Genomic DNA, 19,579 nt, shown 5'->3' on the forward strand with positions numbered 1-19,579 from the left:
CGCCGGTCGGCGACCAGGAGGCCGTCGGTGCCTGCCGATGGGCCGTCGTGCGGGCGGCCGACGAGGCGGTCCGGCCGCTTGTAGGCTGGCAGGGTGTCCAGTCCGCGCGCCTCCACGAAGGACGCCAGCGACGGTGACGGTCACGACGACGGCGAGCGGACGCCGCTCCCCCGCCGCACGCTCCAACAGACCCCGCCGCCGCTCGTGTTCCAGTGGATCCAGCGGAGCGAGAACCCGCTCATCCGTCGGCTGGCCCCGCCGGCGGCGCGCGCGGAACGCGCCACGACCTGGGTGATGCGACTGAAACCGTCCCGGGTCGTTCAGCGCTACCTCGACATGGACGGGAACCTGCTCGCCGCGGGCATCAGCTTCCAGGCCGTGTTCGCCGTCTTCGCCGCCGTGTACGTCGGCTTCGCGATCACCGGCATCTGGCTCGGGAACAACGCCGACGTCTTCCAAGCCCTCGTGGAGATCATCAACCGCGCGGTCCCCGGACTCATCGGCAGGGACGGCGAGGGGATCATCGCCGAGGAGCAGCTGTCGAGCGCCTCCCTCCTCGGCTGGACGGGCGTCATCGCCGCGGTCGGTCTCATCTGGACGGCGATCGGGTGGCTGTACTACACGAGGCAGGCCGTCAGGTCGATCTTCGCCCTGCCGAAGGTCGCGGCGAGCTTCTTCCTGTTGAAGGTCGTCGACCTCGTCCTCGCCCTCGCCTTCGGCGTCCTGCTCCTCGTCTCGGCGACCCTCTCGGTGGCCAGCACCCAGGCGCTCAGCTGGCTGCTGTCACTCGTCGGACTCGACGGCACCTTCTGGCTGACGGCCGGCAGTCGCCTGGTGGGCCTGATCGTCGCGGTGGTCGTCAACCTCGTCACGCTCGGCGCGATGTACCGGGTGCTCAGCCGGATCAGGATCCCGTGGCGCAACCTCTTCGGGGGCGCGCTCCTCGGCAGTCTCGTCCTCTCCCTGTTGAGCGTCGCGAGCAGCGCGGTGATCGCCGGTGCCTCCCGGAACCCGCTGCTCGCGACCTTCGCGGTCTTCATCGGTCTCATGCTGTGGTTCAACCTCGTGAGCCGCGTCATCCTCCTCTCCGCGTCGTGGATCGCCGTCGGCCTCGAGGACCAGGGTGTCAACGTCCGGACGACGACGCCCGAGGAACAGGCGGCCGAGGAGGCCGCCGCCAGACGCCTCCTCGCCGAGGTCGAACTGCGCGAGGCACGGGACGCCCGCCGACGTGCGAAGGGCCCGGCAGTCTGGTTCGCCCGACGGCGTCTGCACCGCGCCGAGGAGGCCATGGCCGAGGTCGACCGACAGCAGGGAGCAGGCTCCGGCGGCGCCGTGACGGACGGCCCCACCCCGCCCCACCGCCGTCGCTCCCGAGGAGCTGGGGACCGGGGCGGTGTCGGCCCTCGCGACTAAGCTGGAGGCATGTCTGCACCCCTCCGCATCGCCAGTGTCAACGTCAACGGAGTCCGCGCGGCCTTCCGGAAGGGCATGGGCGACTGGCTCGAGCACCGAGGGGTCGACATCCTCGCGCTGCAGGAGGTGCGCGCCGCGACGAGCGACCTCGAAAGCCTGTTCGGCCCGGAGTGGAACATCCTCCACGACGCCGCGACCGCCAAGGGACGTGCCGGCGTCGCCATCGTCAGCCGCCGCTCGGCCGGGATCCACCGCGTCACCCTGGGCGACGACGACTTCGACAGCGCCGGTCGCTGGCTCGAAGCCGACTTCGACGTCGACGGCACCCTGGTCACCGTCGTGAGCACCTACGTGCACTCCGGCGAGGTCGACACCCCCAAGCAGGTCGAGAAGTTCCGCTTCCTCGAGGCGATGCTCGAGCGGCTGCCTGCGTTGCGCGAGCACAACCCGCTCTCCCTCGTCGTCGGCGACCTCAACGTCGGCCACACGGAACTCGACATCAAGAACTGGAAGGGCAACGTGAAGCGCGCCGGCTTCCTGCCCGCCGAACGCTCCTACTTCGACCGCTACCTCGGCCCCGACGGCGAGACGGTCACGGGTGTCGACGGCGTGACCGGGACGGGCCTCGGCTGGGTCGACGTCGGGCGTCAGGCCGCGGGCCAGGTGCCCGGGCCCTACACCTGGTGGTCGCAGCGCGGCCAGGCCTTCGACACCGACACCGGCTGGCGCATCGACTACCAGCTCGCCACACCGGAACTCGCCGCCCGGGCGTCCGGCTACACGATCGACCGCGCGGCGGCCTACGACCAGCGATGGTCCGACCACGCCCCCGTCGTCGTCGACTACTCCCTCTGACCACCGGCACCGCGCCACCCATCACCCCGTGCTACCGGCTTCGGCCGCTCACCCCTCTGCGAGAACCCACATGACCAAGCCACGCCTATACTCCGGTATGCAGCCCTCCGCCGACTCCCTCCACCTCGGCAACTACATCGGTGCCCTGCTGCAGTGGAAGCAGATGCAGCAGGAACACGACGCCTTCTTCAGCATCGTCGATCTCCACGCCATCACGGTGCCGCAGGATCCCGCCGAGCTGCGCGAGAAGACCCGCCGGACGGCCGCACAGTACATCGCCGCGGGCATCGACCCCTCGGTCTCGACGCTCTACGTGCAGTCGCACGTGCCCGCGCACGCCCAGCTCGCCTGGGTGCTCAACACCATTACCGGCATGGGCGAAGCCGCGCGCATGACGCAGTTCAAGGACAAGTCGGCCAAGCACGGCCGCGACGCCTCCTCGGTCGGGCTCTTCGCCTACCCGATCCTCATGGCCGCCGACATCCTGCTCTACCAGACGGACATCGTGCCGGTCGGCGACGACCAGCGGCAGCACATCGAACTCACGCGCGATCTCGCCGAGCGCTTCAACTCGCGCTTCGGCGAGACCTTCGTCGTGCCGAAGGCGCAGATCCAGAAGGAGTCCGCGCGCATCTACGACCTCCAGAACCCGACGTCGAAGATGTCCAAGTCGGCGGAGACCCCGGCCGGGATCGTGTGGTTGCTCGACGAGCCGAAGGTCACGCAGAAGAAGATCATGCGCGCCGTGACCGACACCGACGGCGTCATCGCGTTCGACGCCCAGGAGAAGCCCGGGGTCTCGAACCTGCTGAGCATCTACTCCGCGGTCACCGGCTCCCCCATCGAGTCCGTCGTCGGCGAGTTCGAGGGCCGCGGCTACGGCGATCTCAAGAAGGGCCTGGCCGAGGTGGTCGTGGGTGAACTGGAGCCGGTGCGCGCACGGGCACTGGAACTCCTCGACGACCCGGCCGAACTCGACCGCCTGCTGGCCGTCAACGCGGCTCGTGCCTCCGAGGTGGCCGAAGCGACGCTCGCGGAGGTCTACGACCGCGTCGGACTCCTCCGCCGCGCCTGACCCCGCTCCGTTCGCTTCTGTTCGGGCGAACGAATCACAACAGAACGGCCCGCCCTCCACGAGGAGGACGGGCCGTTCCGGTCGGTCGGGACTACTGCACGTCGTCGTCGACCCAGTCGAAGGTCTTGGTGACGGCCTTCTTCCAGTTGCGGTAGAGGCGGTCGCGCTCCTCGGAGTCCATGTTGGGCTCCCAGCGCTTGTCCTCCTGCCAGTTCTTGGCGAGGTCGTCGAGGTCGGACCAGAAGCCGACGGCGAGGCCCGCGGCGTATGCTGCACCGAGCGCGGTGGTCTCGGCGACGACCGGACGGATGACCGGCACACCGAGGATGTCGGCCTGGAACTGCATGAGCGTGTCGTTGGCCGTCATGCCGCCGTCGACCTTGAGCTCGGTGAGCGGAACCCCGGAGTCGGCGTTGACGGCGTCGATGACCTCGGCCGTCTGGAACGCGGTCGACTCGAGTGCGGCACGAGCGATGTGACCCTTGTTCACGTAGCGCGTGAGCCCGACGAGCGCACCGCGGGCGTCGGGACGCCAGTACGGCGCGAACAGACCCGAGAACGCCGGCACGAAGTACGCGCCACCGTTGTCGTCGACGGTCTTCGCGAGCGCCTCGACCTCGGGAGCCGAGGAGAACATGCCGAGGTTGTCGCGCAACCACTGGACGAGCGAACCCGTCACCGCGATCGAGCCTTCGAGCGCGTAGTGCGGCTTGGCGTCACCGAGCTTGTAGCCGAGCGTCGTCAGCAGGCCGTTCTCCGAGTGGACGATCTCCTCACCGGTGTTGAAGATGATGAAGTTACCGGTGCCGTAGGTGTTCTTGGCCTCGCCCTGCTGGAAGGCCGCCTGGCCGAAGGTGGCCGCCTGCTGGTCGCCGAGGATGCCGGCGATCGGCGTCTCGCGGAGCAGGCTGTCGTCGGACGCGTGGCCATAGATCTCGGACGAGCTCTTGATCTCGGGGAGCATCGACTTCGGGACGTCGAAGGCCGCGAGGATCTCGTCGTCCCACTGCAGGGTCTCGAGGTCCATGAAGAGCGTGCGCGACGCGTTCGTGACGTCGGTGACGTGCACACCGCCGTTCACACCGCCGGTGAGGTTCCAGATGACCCAGCTGTCGGTCGTACCGAACAGGAGGTCGCCGGCCTCGGCCTTCTCGCGCGCTCCCTCGACGTTCTCGAGGATCCAGACGATCTTCGTACCGGAGAAGTAGGTCGCCAGCGGCAGACCGACGGTCTTCTTGAACCGTTCGACTCCGCCGTCCTTCGCGAGGCGGTTGACGATGTCCTGCGTGCGGGTGTCCTGCCAGACGATCGCGTTGTAGACGGGCTGACCGGTGGTCTTGTCCCACACGACCGCGGTCTCACGCTGGTTGGTGATACCGATGGCCGAAATGGCGTGACGGGTGATGTTGGCCTTGCTGAGCGCCTGACCGATGACCTCGCGGGTGTTGTTCCAGATCTGGTTCGGGTTGTGCTCCACCCACCCGGCCTTCGGGAAGATCTGCTCGTGCTCGAGCTGGCCGGTCGAGACGATCGATCCGCTCTTGTCGAAGACGATGGCCCGGGTACTCGTCGTCCCCTGGTCGATTGCGATGACGTAGTCCGCCATTGGATACTCCTTCGTTGCATGCGTTACGAGGTGAGGCACCGGAACCGGTACCCCGGGGTGCCGCGACGGCCGCGCCAGCGCACCGTCGCGGCGTCAGGTCAGACGGCCGGGAGGAGCACCATCGAGGCGAGCGCGGCGAGGACACCACCGAGGAGGGGTCCGACGACCGGCACCCACGCGTAGGACCAGTCGCTCTTGCCCTTGCCCTTGATGGGGAGGAGGGCGTGCGCGATGCGCGGGCCGAGGTCACGGGCGGGGTTGATCGCGTAGCCGGTCGGGCCACCGAGCGAGGCACCGATACCGACGACGAGCAGGGCCACCGGCAGGGCGCCGAGGGCGGCGAGTCCTCCGGGGACGCCCTCGATGACCACGGCGTCGGGTCCGGTCTTGCCGAAGGACATCACGACGAAGACGAGGACGAAGGTCGCGATGACCTCGGTGACGAGGTTCCAGCCGTAGCTGCGGATCTCGGGACCGGTCGAGAAGACGCCGAGCTTCTTGCCCGGGTCCTCCTCCTGGTCGAAGTGCTGCTTGAACGCGAAGTAGGTGAGGACGGCACCGATGAACGCACCGACCATCTGCGCGGCCCAGTAGACGAGCGCGGTGCCGAAGTCGATCGACCCGGTGGTGAGGAAGCCGATGGTGACGGCGGGGTTCAGGTGTCCGCCGGAGGCGTAGGACACCGTGACACCGGCGAAGACCGCGAGGCCCCAGCCGAAGTTGATGAGCAGCCAGCCGCCACCCAGACCTTTGGATTTCGTGAGGATCGCCGTGGCGACCACACCGGTACCGAGGAGGACGAGCATCGCCGTCCCCACGGTCTCGGAGAGGAAGATGGTTCCGAGGTTCATGTCTTCATTGACCTTTCATAGGTGTGGTCCCCGACGGGGGCTGCGCCTGCGCGCGAGCCCCCACCGGGCGAGGGTTTCACTGACCAGTTGTTTGTAAGGTAGTCAGCTGGCCTTGCACAGGACAAGGCCCTTGCCTGCACGTTCGTGCATTATGAGAACGCCGGGGCCTCCTGGCTCGTGCCGAGGCGCAGGTCGACCTGGTGCGCGTCGCGCAGACGGTCGAGCGCCGCCTCGATCTGGGCCGTGCGCTCGGCGTCGTCCCAACCGAGGACGCCGCCCACGACGCGGGCCAGTTCGTCGACGAGCGCGGCCGTCAGCGAGCCGGTGAACGCGAGGCTCGTCCGGCGGTGCAGCACGTCCGACAGGTGCACGACCTGCTCCTGCTCGACGAGGTACTCGAGCTCCTGCACGCTGTAGTCGGACGCGCCCTGCAGTCGGTCGTCTCCGTGCTCAGCCAGGTGCTCCAGGAGCGCTGCGGCCTTCGTGCCGTAGCGGTGCAGGAGCTGCTCGGCGCGCTGCACGCCGACACCGTCCTCGTGCGCCGCCACCCAGGTGCGCGTCGCGGAGTCGGTGCGGGGGAAGCCGGCGCCGCCACCGATCGCGAGCCCGAGGGTCTCGACCGGGCGCGGGGCGCCGATGACCTGCAGCACGTCGCCCGCCAGGTGCTCGGCGAGCGCCCGGAAGGTGGTCCACTTGCCGCCGACGAGGCTGAAGACGGTCGTGGACGGACGTGCAGCGGCCGTGCGTCGCTCGATCCGGTAGTCGCGGGACACGAAGCCGGGGGCCTCGTCGTCGTGCTTCGGGAGCGGGCGGATCCCGGAGAACCGGTAGACGATCTGCTCGCGCGAGGTCGCGATGGTCGGGAAGACGTGCTTGACGAGGTCGAAGAAGTAGTCGACCTCCTCCTCCGTGCAGACGCTCGGCGTGCTCGGGTCGGCCTCGATGTCGGTCGTGCCGACCATGACCTTGCCCTTGAGCGGGTAGATGAGGACGATCCGGCCGTCCTCGTGCTCGAAGAAGATCTCGCGGCCCTTGGTCGCGGCGTAGAGCTCCGGGTTGTCGAGCACGATGTGCGAGCCCTTGGTGCCGCCCATGTACGTGGTCGGCTCGCCGAGGCCGGCGTTCGTGAGGTCGGTCCAGGGACCGGAGGTGTTGACGACGACGTCGCTCGTGAGGGTGAAGGTCTGGCCGGTGACCGTGTCGCGCAGCTCGACGCCGTCCGCTCCCATGCCGACCGCTTCGACGTAGTTGACGGCGCGGGCGTGCGGGCCGGCGGCGAGACCGTCCATGAGCACGTCGAGCGCGAGGCGCTCCGGGTCGTGCATGGAGGCGTCGTAGTAGGTGGCCGTGTACTTGAGGCCCGGGTTCATCTTCGGCAGGTCGGCGAGCGACTTCTTGCGGCCGTGGAAGCGGTGGCGCGGGACGCTGCCGCCGTCGCGCGAGAACGAGTCGTAGGCGGTGAGTCCCACCTTGATGAGCAGCGCACCACGCTCCTGGGGCTTGCCCTGCTTGTGCGTGAGGAAGCGCAGCGGCGCGGAGAGGATGCCGGAGAAGGTCGAGAAGATCGGGACCGTGGTCTCGAGCGGCTTCACGTAGTGCGGGGCGATCTTGATCAGCCCGTTGCGCTCCTGCACCGACTCCTGGACGAGACGGAACTCGCCGTTCTCCAGGTAGCGGATGCCGCCGTGGATCATGTGGCTCGACGCGGCAGAGGCACCGGAGGCCCAGTCGTTGCGCTCCACGAGCGTGACGTCGACACCCTGGAGGGCGAGGTCGCGGAAGGTCGCGATGCCGTTGATGCCGCCGCCGACGATGAGGACCGACGCCTGCGGGCGGTCGATGACGGACTGGACGGTCGGACGGGGAGCTGACGACTTGAGGGACATGAGATGCCTCGCTTCTTCGCGGTTGGAACGCGACGCCGCCGGGTTTGCGCGCCGCTGAAGGATGTGACTGAATACATCGTGACAGCACCTGCAACTCTGAACAGCCCTAGTGAACAAACGTGCAAGGAGACCCGATGTCGCTCGCAGACGCACTCAGCCAGCCGGACCGGACGGCCGAGGCGCTCCGCGCTGCGCAGCTGTACTACGTGCAGGACCTGACCATGGAGGCCATCGCCCAGGAGCTCCACACCTCGCGGTCGTCGGTCTCACGCCTGCTCGGATACGCACGGGAGAGCGGCCTCGTCGACATCCAAGTCCGGTCGCCGCACGACATGCCTTCGCGGCTCGAGGCGGAGTTCCGCGACCGCTTCGGCGTGACCGCCCACATCGTCCCCGTCCCCGACCACACGAGCGACATCGACCGCCTCGAACGCGTCGCCCTCTCGGCTGCACGTTTTCTCGGCTCCGTGTTCGACTCGAACATGACGCTGGGTCTGGCGTGGGGGTCGACGGTGAGCGCCGTCGCGCGCCACCTCACCCCGAAGCGGACCCACAACTCGCAGATCGTCCAGCTGAACGGCGCGGCCAACACTCGGACCTCCGGCATCCTCTACGCGAGCGAGATCCTCCACCGGTACGCGGACGCCTACGGTGCCTACGCGCAGCAGTTCGCCGTGCCAGCCTTCTTCGACGACCCGGCGACGAAGCTCGCGCTGTGGCGTGAGCGCAGCATCCGCCGGGTGCTGGAGATCCAGCGACGGATGGATGTGGCGCTGTTCGGTCTCGGATCGCAGCTCTCGGGGGTGCCCAGCCACGTGTACGTCGGCGGCTACCTCGACGACAGCGACTTCGAGGCGCTCGCGAGCGCCGGTGCGGTGGGCGACGTCGCCACGGTGTTCTTCCGCGCCGACGGCTCGTGGCGGGACATCCCCTTCAACAACCGCGCATCCGGACCGGACCTCGACGTGTTGCGCGGCGTCTCACGCCGGATCTGCGTGGTCGCCGGGGCGGCCAAGGTCCCACCGCTCCTCGGCGCACTGGCCGGCGGGCTCATCTCCGACCTCGTGGTCGACGAGGGCACCGCGCGCGCTGCCATCGACCAGCACGACGCCCAGCGCTGAGGGCGACCACACCGCAGGACGGAGCCCGGCAACGGGGCGTCATCCGAGCCGGGAATAGGGCGGCCACTCAGCCCGTTGACCTAGACTCGACAACACGTAACGTGCTCCGGGGTCGGTGAGAGTCCGAACCGGCGGTGATAGTCCGCGACCCGTGCAACGCGCAAGCGATGCCCGGTTGACCTGGTGGAACTCCAGGACCGACGGTTATGAACGCGTCTGCTCGCAGGCGGCGTTCGAGTCCGGATGGAAGGAGGCACGGGCGTCGGCCGATGGTCGACGCCTGCGAGCACCTGCCCGCGACCCCGGATTCCGTGTCAGTACCGACCGAGAAGACGGACCGATGGACGCAGGACCCGCGACACCGACGGCGACGAGCCGCGAACGGCAGGCGATGCTGCGCGCGCTCGAACTCGCCGCGAACGGGCCGGCCCGCGGCGTGAACCCACGCGTCGGGTGCGTCATCCTCGACGCCGGCGGCACGATCGTCGCCGAGGGTTGGCACCGCGGTGCCGGCACCGCTCACGCGGAGGTCGACGCGCTCTCCCAGCTCGCGCCGGGAGCAGCTCGTGGCACCACCGCCGTCGTCACCCTGGAACCCTGCAACCACACCGGACGGACGGGCCCCTGCGCCGTCGCGCTGCTCGAGGCGGGTGTCGAGCGCGTCGTCTTCGCCGTCGACGACCCCGGTCATCATTCCGGCGGGGGCGCGGAACGGCTGAGGACCGCGGGCGTGGCGGTCGTCTCCGGCGTGCTCGCCCACGAGGCCGAGGCGTTCCTCGACGACTGGCTCACCGTGGCCCGCCTCGGACGCCCGCTGGTCACCGTGAAGTGGGCCTCGACCCTCGACGGCCGCATCGCGGCGAGCGACGGTACCAGCCGGTGGATCACCGGCGAGGCCGCACGGATCGACGTGCACCGACGACGAGCGGCCCACGACGCCATCCTCGTCGGCACCGGCACCGTCCTCGCGGACGACCCGAGCCTCACCGCGCGGCACGCGGACGGGACGCTCCGGCCGGAGCAGCCGGTCCCCGTCGTCATGGGCGACCGCGCCATCCCCGCCGGCGCGGCGGTACACCGCCACCCGCGAGGCGCGATCCTGCACCACGGGCACGACCCGGCGGCGCTCCTCGCCGAGCTCCGTTCCCTCGGTGTCCGCAGCGTGTTCGTCGAGGGCGGCCCGACCGTCGCGACGGCGTTCCTCCGCGCGGGCCTCGCCGACACCGTCCTCACCTACCTCGCCCCCGTACTCCTCGGCGGCCCTCGACTCGCGATCGGCGACCTCGGCGTGGAGACCATCCACGAAGCGATCCGCCTCGAACCCATCGGTGTCGAACAGCTCGGCGACGACCTCCTCATCATCACGACCCCCACCCGCCACCCGGTCGGGTCGGCTCCAGCCGGCCACACCGTGTCGCCCCCAGAGAACGGACCAAGCCATGTTCACGGGCATCGTTGAAGCACGCGGCACCATCATCGCCATCGACCACGGCGAGGCGTCCGCCCGATTCACCGTCCAAGGTCCGCTCGTCCTCGAGGGCACCCGCCACGGCGACTCGATCGCGGTGAGCGGGGTGTGCCTCACCGTCGTCGAGCAGACCGCCGACACCTTCACCGCCGACGTCATGGCGCAGACCCTCGCGATGAGCATGCTCGACGGCGCCACCGTCGGCAGCGCCGTCAACCTCGAGCGCGCCGCACGCGTCGGCGACCGCCTCGGCGGGCACATCGTGCAGGGCCACGTCGACGGCACCGGCACCATCGTCAGCACCGTCCCGGGCGACGCGTGGCGGATCGTCCGGATCTCCCTGCCCGACGCCCTCGCTCCGCTCGTGGTCGACAAGGGGTCGATCACCGTCGACGGCGTCTCCCTCACCGTCAGCGCGGTCAGCGACCCCGACGTCGCCGAGCAGTGGTTCGAGGTCTCCCTCATCCCCGAGACGCTCACGGCGACGACCCTCGGCGACCGCATCCCCGGCGACCGGGTGAACCTCGAGACCGACATCCTGGCCCGCCACGTCGAGCGGATGCTCGCCTACCGCCACCGTGCCGGAATCGACCTCCCCAGCAGTGCCGACGGGGAGCCGCACCCTGCGGACCCGCTCGTCACGACCGCCACCGAAAGGGGCAACGCATGAGCATCGCCAGCATCCCGGAGGCCCTCGAGGCGCTCCGTCAGGGTCGACCCGTCATCGTGGCCGACGACGAGGGCCGCGAGAACGAAGGCGACGTCATCCTCGCCGCAGCATCCGCGACGCAGGAGTGGATCGCCTGGACGGTCAGACACTCCTCCGGCTTCATCTGCGCCCCGATGACGAACGAGATCGCGGATCGACTCGCCCTTCCGCCCATGGTGGCCGTGAACGAGGACGCCAGAGGCACCGCCTACACGGTCACGGTCGATGCGGCCGACCGCCTCAGCACCGGCATCAGCGCCGCCGACCGCGCCCACACCCTGCGCGTGCTCGCGGACCCGGCGTCCCTCCCGTCCAACCTCTCGCGGCCCGGACACATCGTCCCGCTCCGTGCCGTCGACGGCGGCGTGCGCGAGCGCGACGGGCACACCGAAGCCGCCGTCGACCTGATGAAGCTCGCCGGTCTCGTCCCCGTCGGCGCGATCTCCGAGATCGTCGCGGACGACGGCGAGATGATGCGCCTGCCCGGCCTCATCGCACTCGGTGAGCGGGAGGGGGTGCTGGTCACCACGATCGCAGCGCTCATCGCCTTCCTCGAGGACAACCCCGATGCGGCCGCCGTGTGCGCCGAGGAACGCGCGAACCAGGTGACCATCCCCGAGTCCTCGAACGTGTCGTTCGAGGTGGAGACGACCGTCCCGACGACGCACGGCTCCTTCCGGTTCCGCGCCTACCGCGACCGCCGCACCGGTGCCGACCACCTCGCCATCATCGCCGGCGACCCGCAGGCCACCGGCGCGCTCGTCCGCGTCCACTCGGAGTGCCTCACGGGTGAGGCGTTCGGCTCGCTCAAGTGCGAGTGCGGACCCCAGCTCGACAGCGCCCTCGACACCATCCAGCGTCACGGCGGTGTCGTGGTGTACCTCCGAGGACACGAGGGTCGCGGGATCGGACTCATCAACAAGCTGCGCGCCTACCGACTCCAGGAGGACGGCCTCGACACACTCGACGCCAACCTGGCGCTCGGGCTGCCGGCTGACGCCCGCGACTACACCGCGGCGAGCGCGATCCTGACGGACCTCGGGATCACCTCCGTCCGTCTGCTCTCGAACAACCCCGAGAAGGAGCGGCAGCTCACCAACCACGGCATCGCCGTGAGCGAGCGCGTCCCGCTCGTGGTGGGCGTCGGTCTCTTCAACGAGGGGTACCTCGAGACGAAGCGCGACCGCATGGGACACAGCATCGGGTTCGACCTCGAACCGGAACCGCACCAGTAGCCCCCTCCCCCGACAAGCGCGGGGAACACCACACCAGCAGCCCCGATCCGTTCGGGAACGACGACAGGAGCCCGCATGAGCGGCGAAGGATCACCCACCATCAGCGTCGACGGCACCGGCCTCGACATCGTCATCGTGGCCGGTACCTGGCACGAGACCATCACGGACGGCCTCATCGCCGGCGCCGTGAAGGCGCTCGATGCCAGCGGCGCCACCCACCGGCTCATCCGCGTCCCCGGCAGCTTCGAGCTCCCGGTCGTCGCCAAGGCTGCCCTCGAGGGTGGTGCCGACGCGGTCGTCGCGCTCGGGGTCATCATCCGCGGCGGCACCCCGCACTTCGAGTACGTCTCCGACGCTGCCACGAGCGGCCTCACGCAGGTCAGCGTCCAGACCGGCAAGCCCGTCGGTTTCGGGCTCCTCACCCTCGACGACGAGAAGCAGGGACTCGACCGCGCCGGTCTGCCCGGCTCGAAGGAGGACAAGGGCGCCGAGGCCGCGGACGCCGCCGTGGCGACCGCTGTCATCCTCCGCGAACTCCGCGGCTGACCCCTCCGCACCGCCGAACGGCGGCGTCCCCGTACCACGGCACCCGGTCAGCGGGAGCCGAGTACCGGAACGCCGCCGTTCGGCGTACAGTGTCATGGTCCTGCCACAAGCGGGACATCCTCTGATCCTGCCGTCGTCGGCGGGCGTGCGCGACCGGTGCTGATGCTTCGACGGCGCCCATCCCCGAACCGAAAACGCGCACGCATGTCTCTCGAAGCAACACCAGTCACCAAGGCCCCGGTCAATCCGCGCTCCCGTGTCGTCCTCGCCAGCCTCATCGGCACGACGATCGAGTTCTACGACTTCTACGTCTACGCGACGGCCGCCGTCCTCGTGTTCCCCCACCTCTTCTTCCCGAGTGAGGACCCCACGGCGGGTCTTCTCGCCTCGTTCGCCGTGTTCGGCGCCGCCATGGTCGCCCGCCCCGTCGGTGCCGTCATCTTCGGTCACCTCGGCGACAAGCGCGGCCGGAAGGCGACCCTCGTCGGCGCCCTGCTCACCATGGGTGTCGCGACCTTCCTCATCGGGCTCCTGCCGACGTACCAGCTCGTCGGCTGGGTCGCGCCACTGCTCCTCGTGATCCTCCGCATCGGCCAGGGCTTCGCGCTCGGCGGCGAGTGGTCCGGCGCGGCGCTCGTCGCGACCGAGAACGCCCCGAAGGGTAAGCGGGCCCTGTTCGGCACGTTCCCGCAGCTGGGTGCGCCGATCGGCTTCATCATCGCGAACGGCCTCTTCCTCATCATCGCGGCGATCCTGCCGAGCGACGACCCGTCGATGCCGTCCGAGGCCTTCCTCGAGTGGGGATGGCGGATCCCGTTCCTCTTCTCCGTCGTCATGGTGATCGTCGGCCTGTGGGTGCGCCTGCGGCTCGTCGAGAGCAACGCGTTCACGACCGCGAAGGAACAGGGCAAGGTCCAGCGGTCGCCGCTCGCCAGCGTCGTCAAGCTCCACTGGCGCAAGCTCATCCTCGGCACGTTCTTCATGCTCGCGACCTACGTGCTCTTCTACCTGATGACGACGTTCTCCCTGAGTTACGGCCGTGCGCCGGTCGATGCCCCCGTCGCCGGCCTCGGCTACAGCTACACGACGTTCGTGCTCATGCTCATCGCCGGCGTCGTGTTCTTCGGCATCTTCACCCTCGTCTCGGGCCCGTTCGCCGACAAGTACGGCCGTCGCAAGACGCTCATCGTGGTGACCAGCGCGATCCTCGTCTTCGGCCTCGTGTGGGTGCCGCTCCTCGACGCCGGGTTCACCGGGGTCATGATCTGGTTGATCATCGGTTTCAGCCTCATGGGCTTCACCTTCGGTCCGATGGGCGCGCTGCTCCCCGAGCTGTTCCCCACGAACGTCCGGTACACGGGCTCCGGCATCTCGTACAACGTGTCGTCGATCCTCGGTGCGGCCGTCGCGCCGTTCATCGCGGTCGCGCTGTGGAGCGCCGGTGGCGGCAGCCCGTTCTGGGTCGGCGTCTACCTGTCGGTGATGGCCGCCATCACCCTCACGGCGCTGATCGTCTCGAAGGAGACGAAGGACGTCGACATCGACGCCTGACCCCGGTCGCCTCACCGAGGGCCGGTGCACGGAGGACTCCTCCGGGCACCGGCCCTCGGTCGGTTGCGGCCCGGACACCGGCGGCGGTCGCTTAGAGTTGGAGGACGGTGCGCCGTCGCCATGGACGTCTCCGAGCCCGCGCACCGCACCTCAGAGGAAGAGCACCATGAGCACCCCAGCGCGCCCCGCACGCAGCCGCAGTCCGTTCAGCCGGCCGAAGGACGACGGTCCGCGCGCGAGCCTCAAGCAGCTCATGCCGTACATCTTCGAGCACCGCTCGATCCTCGTCGTGGTCATCATCCTGAGCGTCATCGGGGCCGCGGCCTCCCTGGCCCAGCCGCTCATCGTGAGCCAGGTCATCGGCGTCGTCGAGGCCGGCAGGTCGCTCGGGAACCTCGCCTGGCTACTCGTCGGCCTCGTCGTGGTCTCCGGCGTCATCAGCGGGTACCAGCACTACCTCCTGCAGCGGGCCGGGACCGGGGTCGTCTACTCGTCCCGTCGCCAGTTGATCGCCCGCATCTTCCGACTCCCCATCAGCCAGTTCGACACGCGCCGCACCGGCGACCTCGTCTCCCGCGTCGGCAGCGACACGACGATGCTCTACGCCGTACTCACGCAGGGCTTCGTCGACGCCGTCGGCGGCGCCATCACCTTCCTCGGGGCGCTCATCGCCATGGCGATCATCGACCCCGTCCTCCTCGGGCTCACCCTGCTCGTCGTGATCGTCTCGGTCGTCGTCGTCGTCGTCCTCAGCGGTCGGATCCGGGTGGCGAGCCGCGAACAGCAGACGAAGGTGGGCGACCTCGCCGCCGCCGTCGAGCGCGGGATCAGCTCCATCCGCACCATCCGCGCGTCCAACGCCACTGACCGCGAGATCCACGCGGTGGACGGTGTCGCGAAGGAGGCCTACGGCGTCGGTGTCCGGATCGCCAAGATCTCCTCGCTGGTGGTCCCGGTCGCCGGCATCGCCATGCAGACCTCGTTCCTCGTGGTGCTCGGGGTCGGGGGCTTCCGGGTCGCGTCGGGTGCGATCACGATCGCGAGCCTCGTCGCGTTCATCCTGTTCCTGTTCATGATGATCATGCCGCTCGGTCAGGCCTTCGGCGCGATCACGAGCGTCAACCAGGCCCTCGGCGCCCTCGGACGGATCCAGGAGATCCTCGACCTCCCCGACGAGGGCGACGACGACGCGGCGATCGCCGCGGGCGTGGCGCGTCCCGGTGACGCCACCTCCGACGCCCCCGCCATCGCGTTCGACGAGGTGGTGTTCGCCTACCCCGATGCTGCGGTGATCGAGCGGGAGCGGGCGGCTGCGGAGGCCTTGGCAGCCACGGTGACGGAAGACGCTGCGGCCCCCTCGGAGACCCTGGCCGCCGACGCCGCCCGGCTCGCCGAGGCGCAGTCCGCCCTCGGTCGCCAGGTGCTCCGCGGTGTCTCCTTCGAGGTGCCGCAAGGCAGGCGGACCGCGCTCGTCGGGCCGTCCGGTGCCGGCAAGAGCACCATCCTCGGTCTCATCGAACGTTTCTACGACCCGACCGCCGGCTCCATCCGGCTCGACGGGGTCGACATCCGCACCATTCCCCGCACCGAGCTCCGGCACCAGATCGGCTACGTGGAGCAGGACGCCCCGGTGCTCGCCGGCACGCTGCGTGACAACCTGCTGTTGTCGTCGCCGGACGCCGACGACGCCGACTGCGTCCGGGTGTTGCACGCGGTCAACCTGGGTGCCGTGCTCGACCGCAACCCGCTCGGCCTGTCGGCTCCCGTCGGTGAGGACGGCATAATGCTCTCCGGTGGCGAGCGCCAGCGTCTCGCGATCGCGCGGGCCATCCTCGCGGCCCCGCCCATCCTGCTGCTGGACGAGTCGACCTCGAGCCTCGACGGTGTGAACGAGCAGATGATGCGTGAGGCCATCGACGCGGTCGCCACGGGGCGCACGCTCATCGTGATCGCACACCGCCTGTCGACGGTCGTCGACAGCGACCAGATCGTCGTCCTCGACGAGGGCCGTGTCGTCGGGGTCGGGACGCACAGCGAACTCGTCACCGAGGTGTCGCTCTACCGCGAACTCGCGAAGCACCAGCTCCTCGTCTGACCACCGTTCGTTCGCCCATCTTTGGGCGAACGAACCTGCATTCGCCCAAAGATGGGCGAATGAACGGGATCACGGGCGCCATCCTGCCGCGATGAGGCGCTCGCGGGCTCTGTCGACCGCGACGGCGGCTCCCGCCTGCAGATGATGTGCGAGGAAGCGGTCGTGGGACCAGCCGAGTTTGGTGACGGCATGGATCCGGTCGACGTCTCTCGCGAACTGCCCCGCATCTGTGGCGTGCTGGCGCCCGTCGTACTCGAACGCTGCACGATACGCCGGGTAGGCGAGGTCGAGACGCGCAATGAACCGCCCACAGCGATCACGGAGTTCGTGGTTGAGCACCGGCTCCGGAAGACCGGCGCGAACGAAGGCGAGTCGGAGTTCCGTCTCCTTCGGCGATTCGGAACCACCGCGGATCTGCGGGAGCGCAGCACGGAGGGGCCCGCGCCGAGGTGCCGGGAGCTGCTCAGCGCCGCTGCGAGGTCGTCGATGGAGCAGAGCCCCGGAATGCGCTCATGCCGCCACCGGCCCGAGGCACCTCGCTCACGGACCAGGTGATCGCCGACCGCGACCAGCTCGTCAACGGTGAGACTCGGTCCGAGCTGACACCACATGTCGGCGGGACTCACGACCGCGAGCCCCTCGGTGAGGATCGGATCGCTGACGAGGCCAGTCATGCGATGGCCAACGACCCCGGCGACCCTGGGCGCCCGGTCCGGCGGCCGGACGCCGACGTGCACCTCGTCCCAGCGCAGCCGCGCCGGGAGCGGAGCATTCAAGAGGTGTGCGGCCGACAGGTGCGAGAAGAACTGCGCCGGTGCCATTCGCGCCGGCGCCATTCGCTGCGCGTACGCCCGACACAGCTCCAGGTGCGCGAGATGCCGCTGCCCGGGAGGCAGGTCAGCGCCCCTGCGTGGTGCAGCGAAGCTCCTAACCCCCGGGAATGGTGCTGGAACACGCGTCGTGCGGAGGCGCTCCGGCGAGACGCCATGCTTCAGCGCCGAGCGGACGGAGAACGCGTCGTGATCGGGCAGATCGGTTGGCGTCATGCTTCGATCGTCGCGCGATCCAGCGGCGGGCCGAGCAGCGCGGCCACCTCACGACGACCTCGGCCCTCGTTCGCGAGCTGTGGAGCACCCTCGTAGCCCGTTCGTTCGCCCATCTTTGGGCGAACGAACCTGCATTCGCCCAAAGATGGGCGAATGCAGGACGAGCGTCAGGCGCGGAGGCGGTAACGGAGCGCGGCGAGTTCTGCCCGAAGGGCGGCCGGGACGCGGCTTCCGAAGGTGTCGAAGAAGGCCTCGGTGAGGTCGCATTCGGCGAGCCAGGAGTCGCGATCCACGGCGAACAGCGCGTCGAGGGCGTCCCCCGGCAGGTCGACGCCGTCGAGGTTCAGCTCGTCGACGAGCGGCAGCCCACCGATGGCCGACACCCGTGACCCGGCCTCGTGCTCCAGCCGCCGGACGATCCACTCGATGACCCGGGCGTTCTCGCCGAAGCCCGGCCAGAGGAACGAACCGTCGGCGTCCTTGCGGAACCAGTTGACCTGGAAGATCCTCGGCGCCTTCCCGTGGTCGAGCGCACCGCCGACGCGCAGCCAGTGGCCCCAGTAGTCGGCCATGTTGTACCCGCAGAAGGGCAGCATCGCGAAGGGGTCGCGGCGGAGTTCGCCGACCGTGCCCTCGGCAGCCGCGGTCTGCTCAGAGGAGATCGTGGCGCCCATGAACACGCCGTGCTCCCAGCTGCTCGCCTCCACCACGAGCGGCACGTTCGTGGCCCGGCGTCCGCCGAAGAGGATCGCGTCGAGCGGCACGCCGTCGGCCGCGTCCCAGTCCGGGGCGATCGACGGGCACTGCGCCGCCGCGACGGTGAACCGTGAGTTCGGGTGCGCCGCCGGGCGACCGGAGTCCGGCGTCCAGTCCTGACCCTGCCAGTCGATGAGGTGCGCCGGCGGCTCGGGGGTGAGCCCCTCCCACCACACGTCGCCGTCGTCGCGGAGGGCCACGTTCGTGAAGATCGTGTTGCCCCACAGGGTGTCGACGGCCGTCGCGTTCGTCGTCGCCCCCGTGCCGGGCGCCACGCCGAAGAAGCCGGCCTCCGGGTTGATCGCGTACAGGCGGCCGTCGTCGCCGGGACGGATCCAGGCGATGTCGTCGCCCAGCGTCTCGACCCGCCACCCGGGGATCGTGGGCCGCAGCATCGCGAGATTGGTCTTGCCGCAGGCCGAGGGGAAGGCCGCAGCGAGATGGAAGGCACGCCCTTCCGGCGAGGTCACCCGCACGAGGAGCATGTGTTCGGCCAACCAGCCCTCGTCCCGCCCGATCACCGAGGCGATCCGCAGGGCGAAGCACTTCTTCGCGAGGAGGGCGTTACCGCCGTACCCTGAGCCGAAGGACCACACCTCGCGGGTCTCGGGGAACTGCACGATGTACTTCGTGTCGTTGCACGGCCAGACGACGTCGGCCTGCCCGGACTCGAGCGGGGCACCGACCGAATGGACGGTGCGCACCCAGGGCGCACCGTCGGCGATGAGCTCGAGGACGCGGTCGCCCATCCGGGTCATGATCCCCATGCTGAGCACGGCGTAGGCGGAGTCGGTGATCTGCACCCCGAGCTGCGACAGCGGCCCGCCGACGGCACCCATCGAGAACGGGACGACGTACATCGTCCGGCCGCGCATGCTGCCGGCGAAGACCGCGCGCAGTTCGGCTCGCATGGCGACCGGGTCGCGCCAGTTGTTCGTCGGACCGGCATCCTCCTCCGTCTCGGAGCAGATGAAGGTGCGGTCCTCCACCCGCGCGACGTCGCTCGGGTCGCTGCGGGCGAGGAAGCTGTTCGGCCGCCATTCGGGGTTGAGCTTGATGAGCTTCCCCTCCGCGACGAGCTGGTGGGTGAGCCGGTGCGATTCACTCGCCGAGCCGTCGACCCAGTGGATGGCGGACGGTTCGAGGAGGGTCGCGAGTTCGTCCACCCAGGCGTGCAGCTCGGCGAGCCCTGAGGAGGTCGGCGACTGCACCGCTCGGAGCAGCCGCCGCGTCGCGGGGGCGGGGGTCGGATCGGAGAGCAGCTCGGCGATGGACATGTGTTCCTCCGGCGTTGGTGGGACAGTCAAGAAGTGGGCGTGAACCCACTCTGCGCCCGAATCGGGGATTCTTCTCGTGGTATCTA

15 protein-coding genes are annotated in these 19,579 nt (G+C 69.5%); 10 read left to right on the forward strand and 5 right to left on the reverse strand.

Features of this window, described 5'->3' with window-relative positions:
• Positions 1-93 precede the first annotated feature (93 nt).
• From ITJ57_RS14095 to trpS, 3 genes are all read left to right on the forward strand, one after another.
• Positions 94-1,416 carry a YihY/virulence factor BrkB family protein gene (locus ITJ57_RS14095; protein ID WP_194670718.1) on the forward strand — a complete coding sequence of 441 codons (1,323 nt, stop codon included), beginning with the start codon at positions 94-96 and terminating at the stop codon, positions 1,414-1,416.
• Between the two features lie 9 nt (positions 1,417-1,425).
• Positions 1,426-2,271: an exodeoxyribonuclease III gene (locus tag ITJ57_RS14100; protein ID WP_194670719.1), complete on the forward strand. Its 846-nt coding sequence runs from the start codon at positions 1,426-1,428 to the stop codon at positions 2,269-2,271.
• 70 nt (positions 2,272-2,341) lie between these two features.
• Positions 2,342-3,346, forward strand: coding sequence for a tryptophan--tRNA ligase (gene trpS, locus ITJ57_RS14105; RefSeq protein WP_194670720.1), 1,005 nt, complete (start codon positions 2,342-2,344; stop codon positions 3,344-3,346).
• A 91-nt stretch (positions 3,347-3,437) separates the two neighbouring features.
• Here the strand turns inward: trpS and glpK are convergent, their stop codons facing one another.
• The 3 genes from glpK to ITJ57_RS14120 form a co-directional block, all read right to left on the reverse strand.
• A complete protein-coding gene (glpK, locus tag ITJ57_RS14110; protein ID WP_194670721.1) occupies positions 3,438-4,952 on the reverse strand; it encodes a glycerol kinase GlpK in 1,515 nt (504 codons plus the stop codon).
• Positions 4,953-5,050: 98 nt separating this feature from the next.
• Positions 5,051-5,803 carry an MIP/aquaporin family protein gene (locus ITJ57_RS14115; protein WP_079002885.1) on the reverse strand — a complete coding sequence of 251 codons (753 nt, stop codon included), beginning with the start codon at positions 5,801-5,803 and terminating at the stop codon, positions 5,051-5,053.
• Positions 5,804-5,952: 149 nt separating this feature from the next.
• Complete coding sequence (locus ITJ57_RS14120; RefSeq protein WP_194670722.1) at positions 5,953-7,689, reverse strand: glycerol-3-phosphate dehydrogenase/oxidase; 1,737 nt, start codon at positions 7,687-7,689, stop codon at positions 5,953-5,955.
• A gap of 134 nt (positions 7,690-7,823) precedes the next feature.
• On the opposite strand from ITJ57_RS14120, the gene ITJ57_RS14125 reads away from it, so the two are divergent.
• From ITJ57_RS14125 to ITJ57_RS14155, 7 genes are all read left to right on the forward strand, one after another.
• Positions 7,824-8,810: a sugar-binding transcriptional regulator gene (locus ITJ57_RS14125; protein ID WP_056012949.1), complete on the forward strand. Its 987-nt coding sequence runs from the start codon at positions 7,824-7,826 to the stop codon at positions 8,808-8,810.
• 340 nt (positions 8,811-9,150) lie between these two features.
• Positions 9,151-10,269 carry a bifunctional diaminohydroxyphosphoribosylaminopyrimidine deaminase/5-amino-6-(5-phosphoribosylamino)uracil reductase RibD gene (ribD, locus tag ITJ57_RS14130; RefSeq protein ID WP_228507258.1) on the forward strand — a complete coding sequence of 373 codons (1,119 nt, stop codon included), beginning with the start codon at positions 9,151-9,153 and terminating at the stop codon, positions 10,267-10,269.
• On the forward strand, positions 10,250-10,948 hold the full coding sequence (locus tag ITJ57_RS14135; protein ID WP_194670723.1) for a riboflavin synthase: 699 nt from the start codon (positions 10,250-10,252) through the stop codon (positions 10,946-10,948). The genes ribD and ITJ57_RS14135 overlap by 20 nt, the downstream gene beginning before the upstream one ends.
• Positions 10,945-12,222 carry a GTP cyclohydrolase II gene (gene ribA / locus ITJ57_RS14140; RefSeq protein ID WP_194670724.1) on the forward strand — a complete coding sequence of 426 codons (1,278 nt, stop codon included), beginning with the start codon at positions 10,945-10,947 and terminating at the stop codon, positions 12,220-12,222. The genes ITJ57_RS14135 and ribA overlap by 4 nt, the downstream gene beginning before the upstream one ends.
• A 75-nt stretch (positions 12,223-12,297) precedes the next feature.
• On the forward strand, positions 12,298-12,768 hold the full coding sequence (ribH, locus tag ITJ57_RS14145; RefSeq protein ID WP_194670725.1) for a 6,7-dimethyl-8-ribityllumazine synthase: 471 nt from the start codon (positions 12,298-12,300) through the stop codon (positions 12,766-12,768).
• Positions 12,769-12,972: 204 nt separating this feature from the next.
• Complete coding sequence (locus ITJ57_RS14150) at positions 12,973-14,319, forward strand: MFS transporter (RefSeq protein WP_194670726.1); 1,347 nt, start codon at positions 12,973-12,975, stop codon at positions 14,317-14,319.
• 166 nt (positions 14,320-14,485) lie between these two features.
• The gene (locus ITJ57_RS14155) at positions 14,486-16,414 is read left to right on the forward strand and encodes an ABC transporter ATP-binding protein (protein ID WP_194670727.1); all 1,929 of its coding nucleotides are present in this window, start codon (positions 14,486-14,488) and stop codon (positions 16,412-16,414) included.
• 69 nt (positions 16,415-16,483) lie between these two features.
• Here ITJ57_RS14155 and ITJ57_RS14160 read toward each other — a convergent pair whose 3' ends face one another.
• Both ITJ57_RS14160 and ITJ57_RS14165 read right to left on the reverse strand, forming a co-directional pair.
• The gene (locus ITJ57_RS14160) at positions 16,484-16,753 is read right to left on the reverse strand and encodes a hypothetical protein (protein WP_194670728.1); all 270 of its coding nucleotides are present in this window, start codon (positions 16,751-16,753) and stop codon (positions 16,484-16,486) included.
• 874 nt (positions 16,754-17,627) lie between these two features.
• Entirely contained in the window at positions 17,628-19,493 is a 1,866-nt protein-coding gene (locus ITJ57_RS14165) for a phosphoenolpyruvate carboxykinase (GTP) (RefSeq protein WP_194670729.1), read from the reverse strand.
• Positions 19,494-19,579: the final 86 nt, after the last annotated feature.

Source organism: Plantibacter sp. VKM Ac-2880, from assembly GCF_015351235.1.
In the GTDB taxonomy this organism is placed as follows: domain Bacteria; phylum Actinomycetota; class Actinomycetes; order Actinomycetales; family Microbacteriaceae; genus Plantibacter.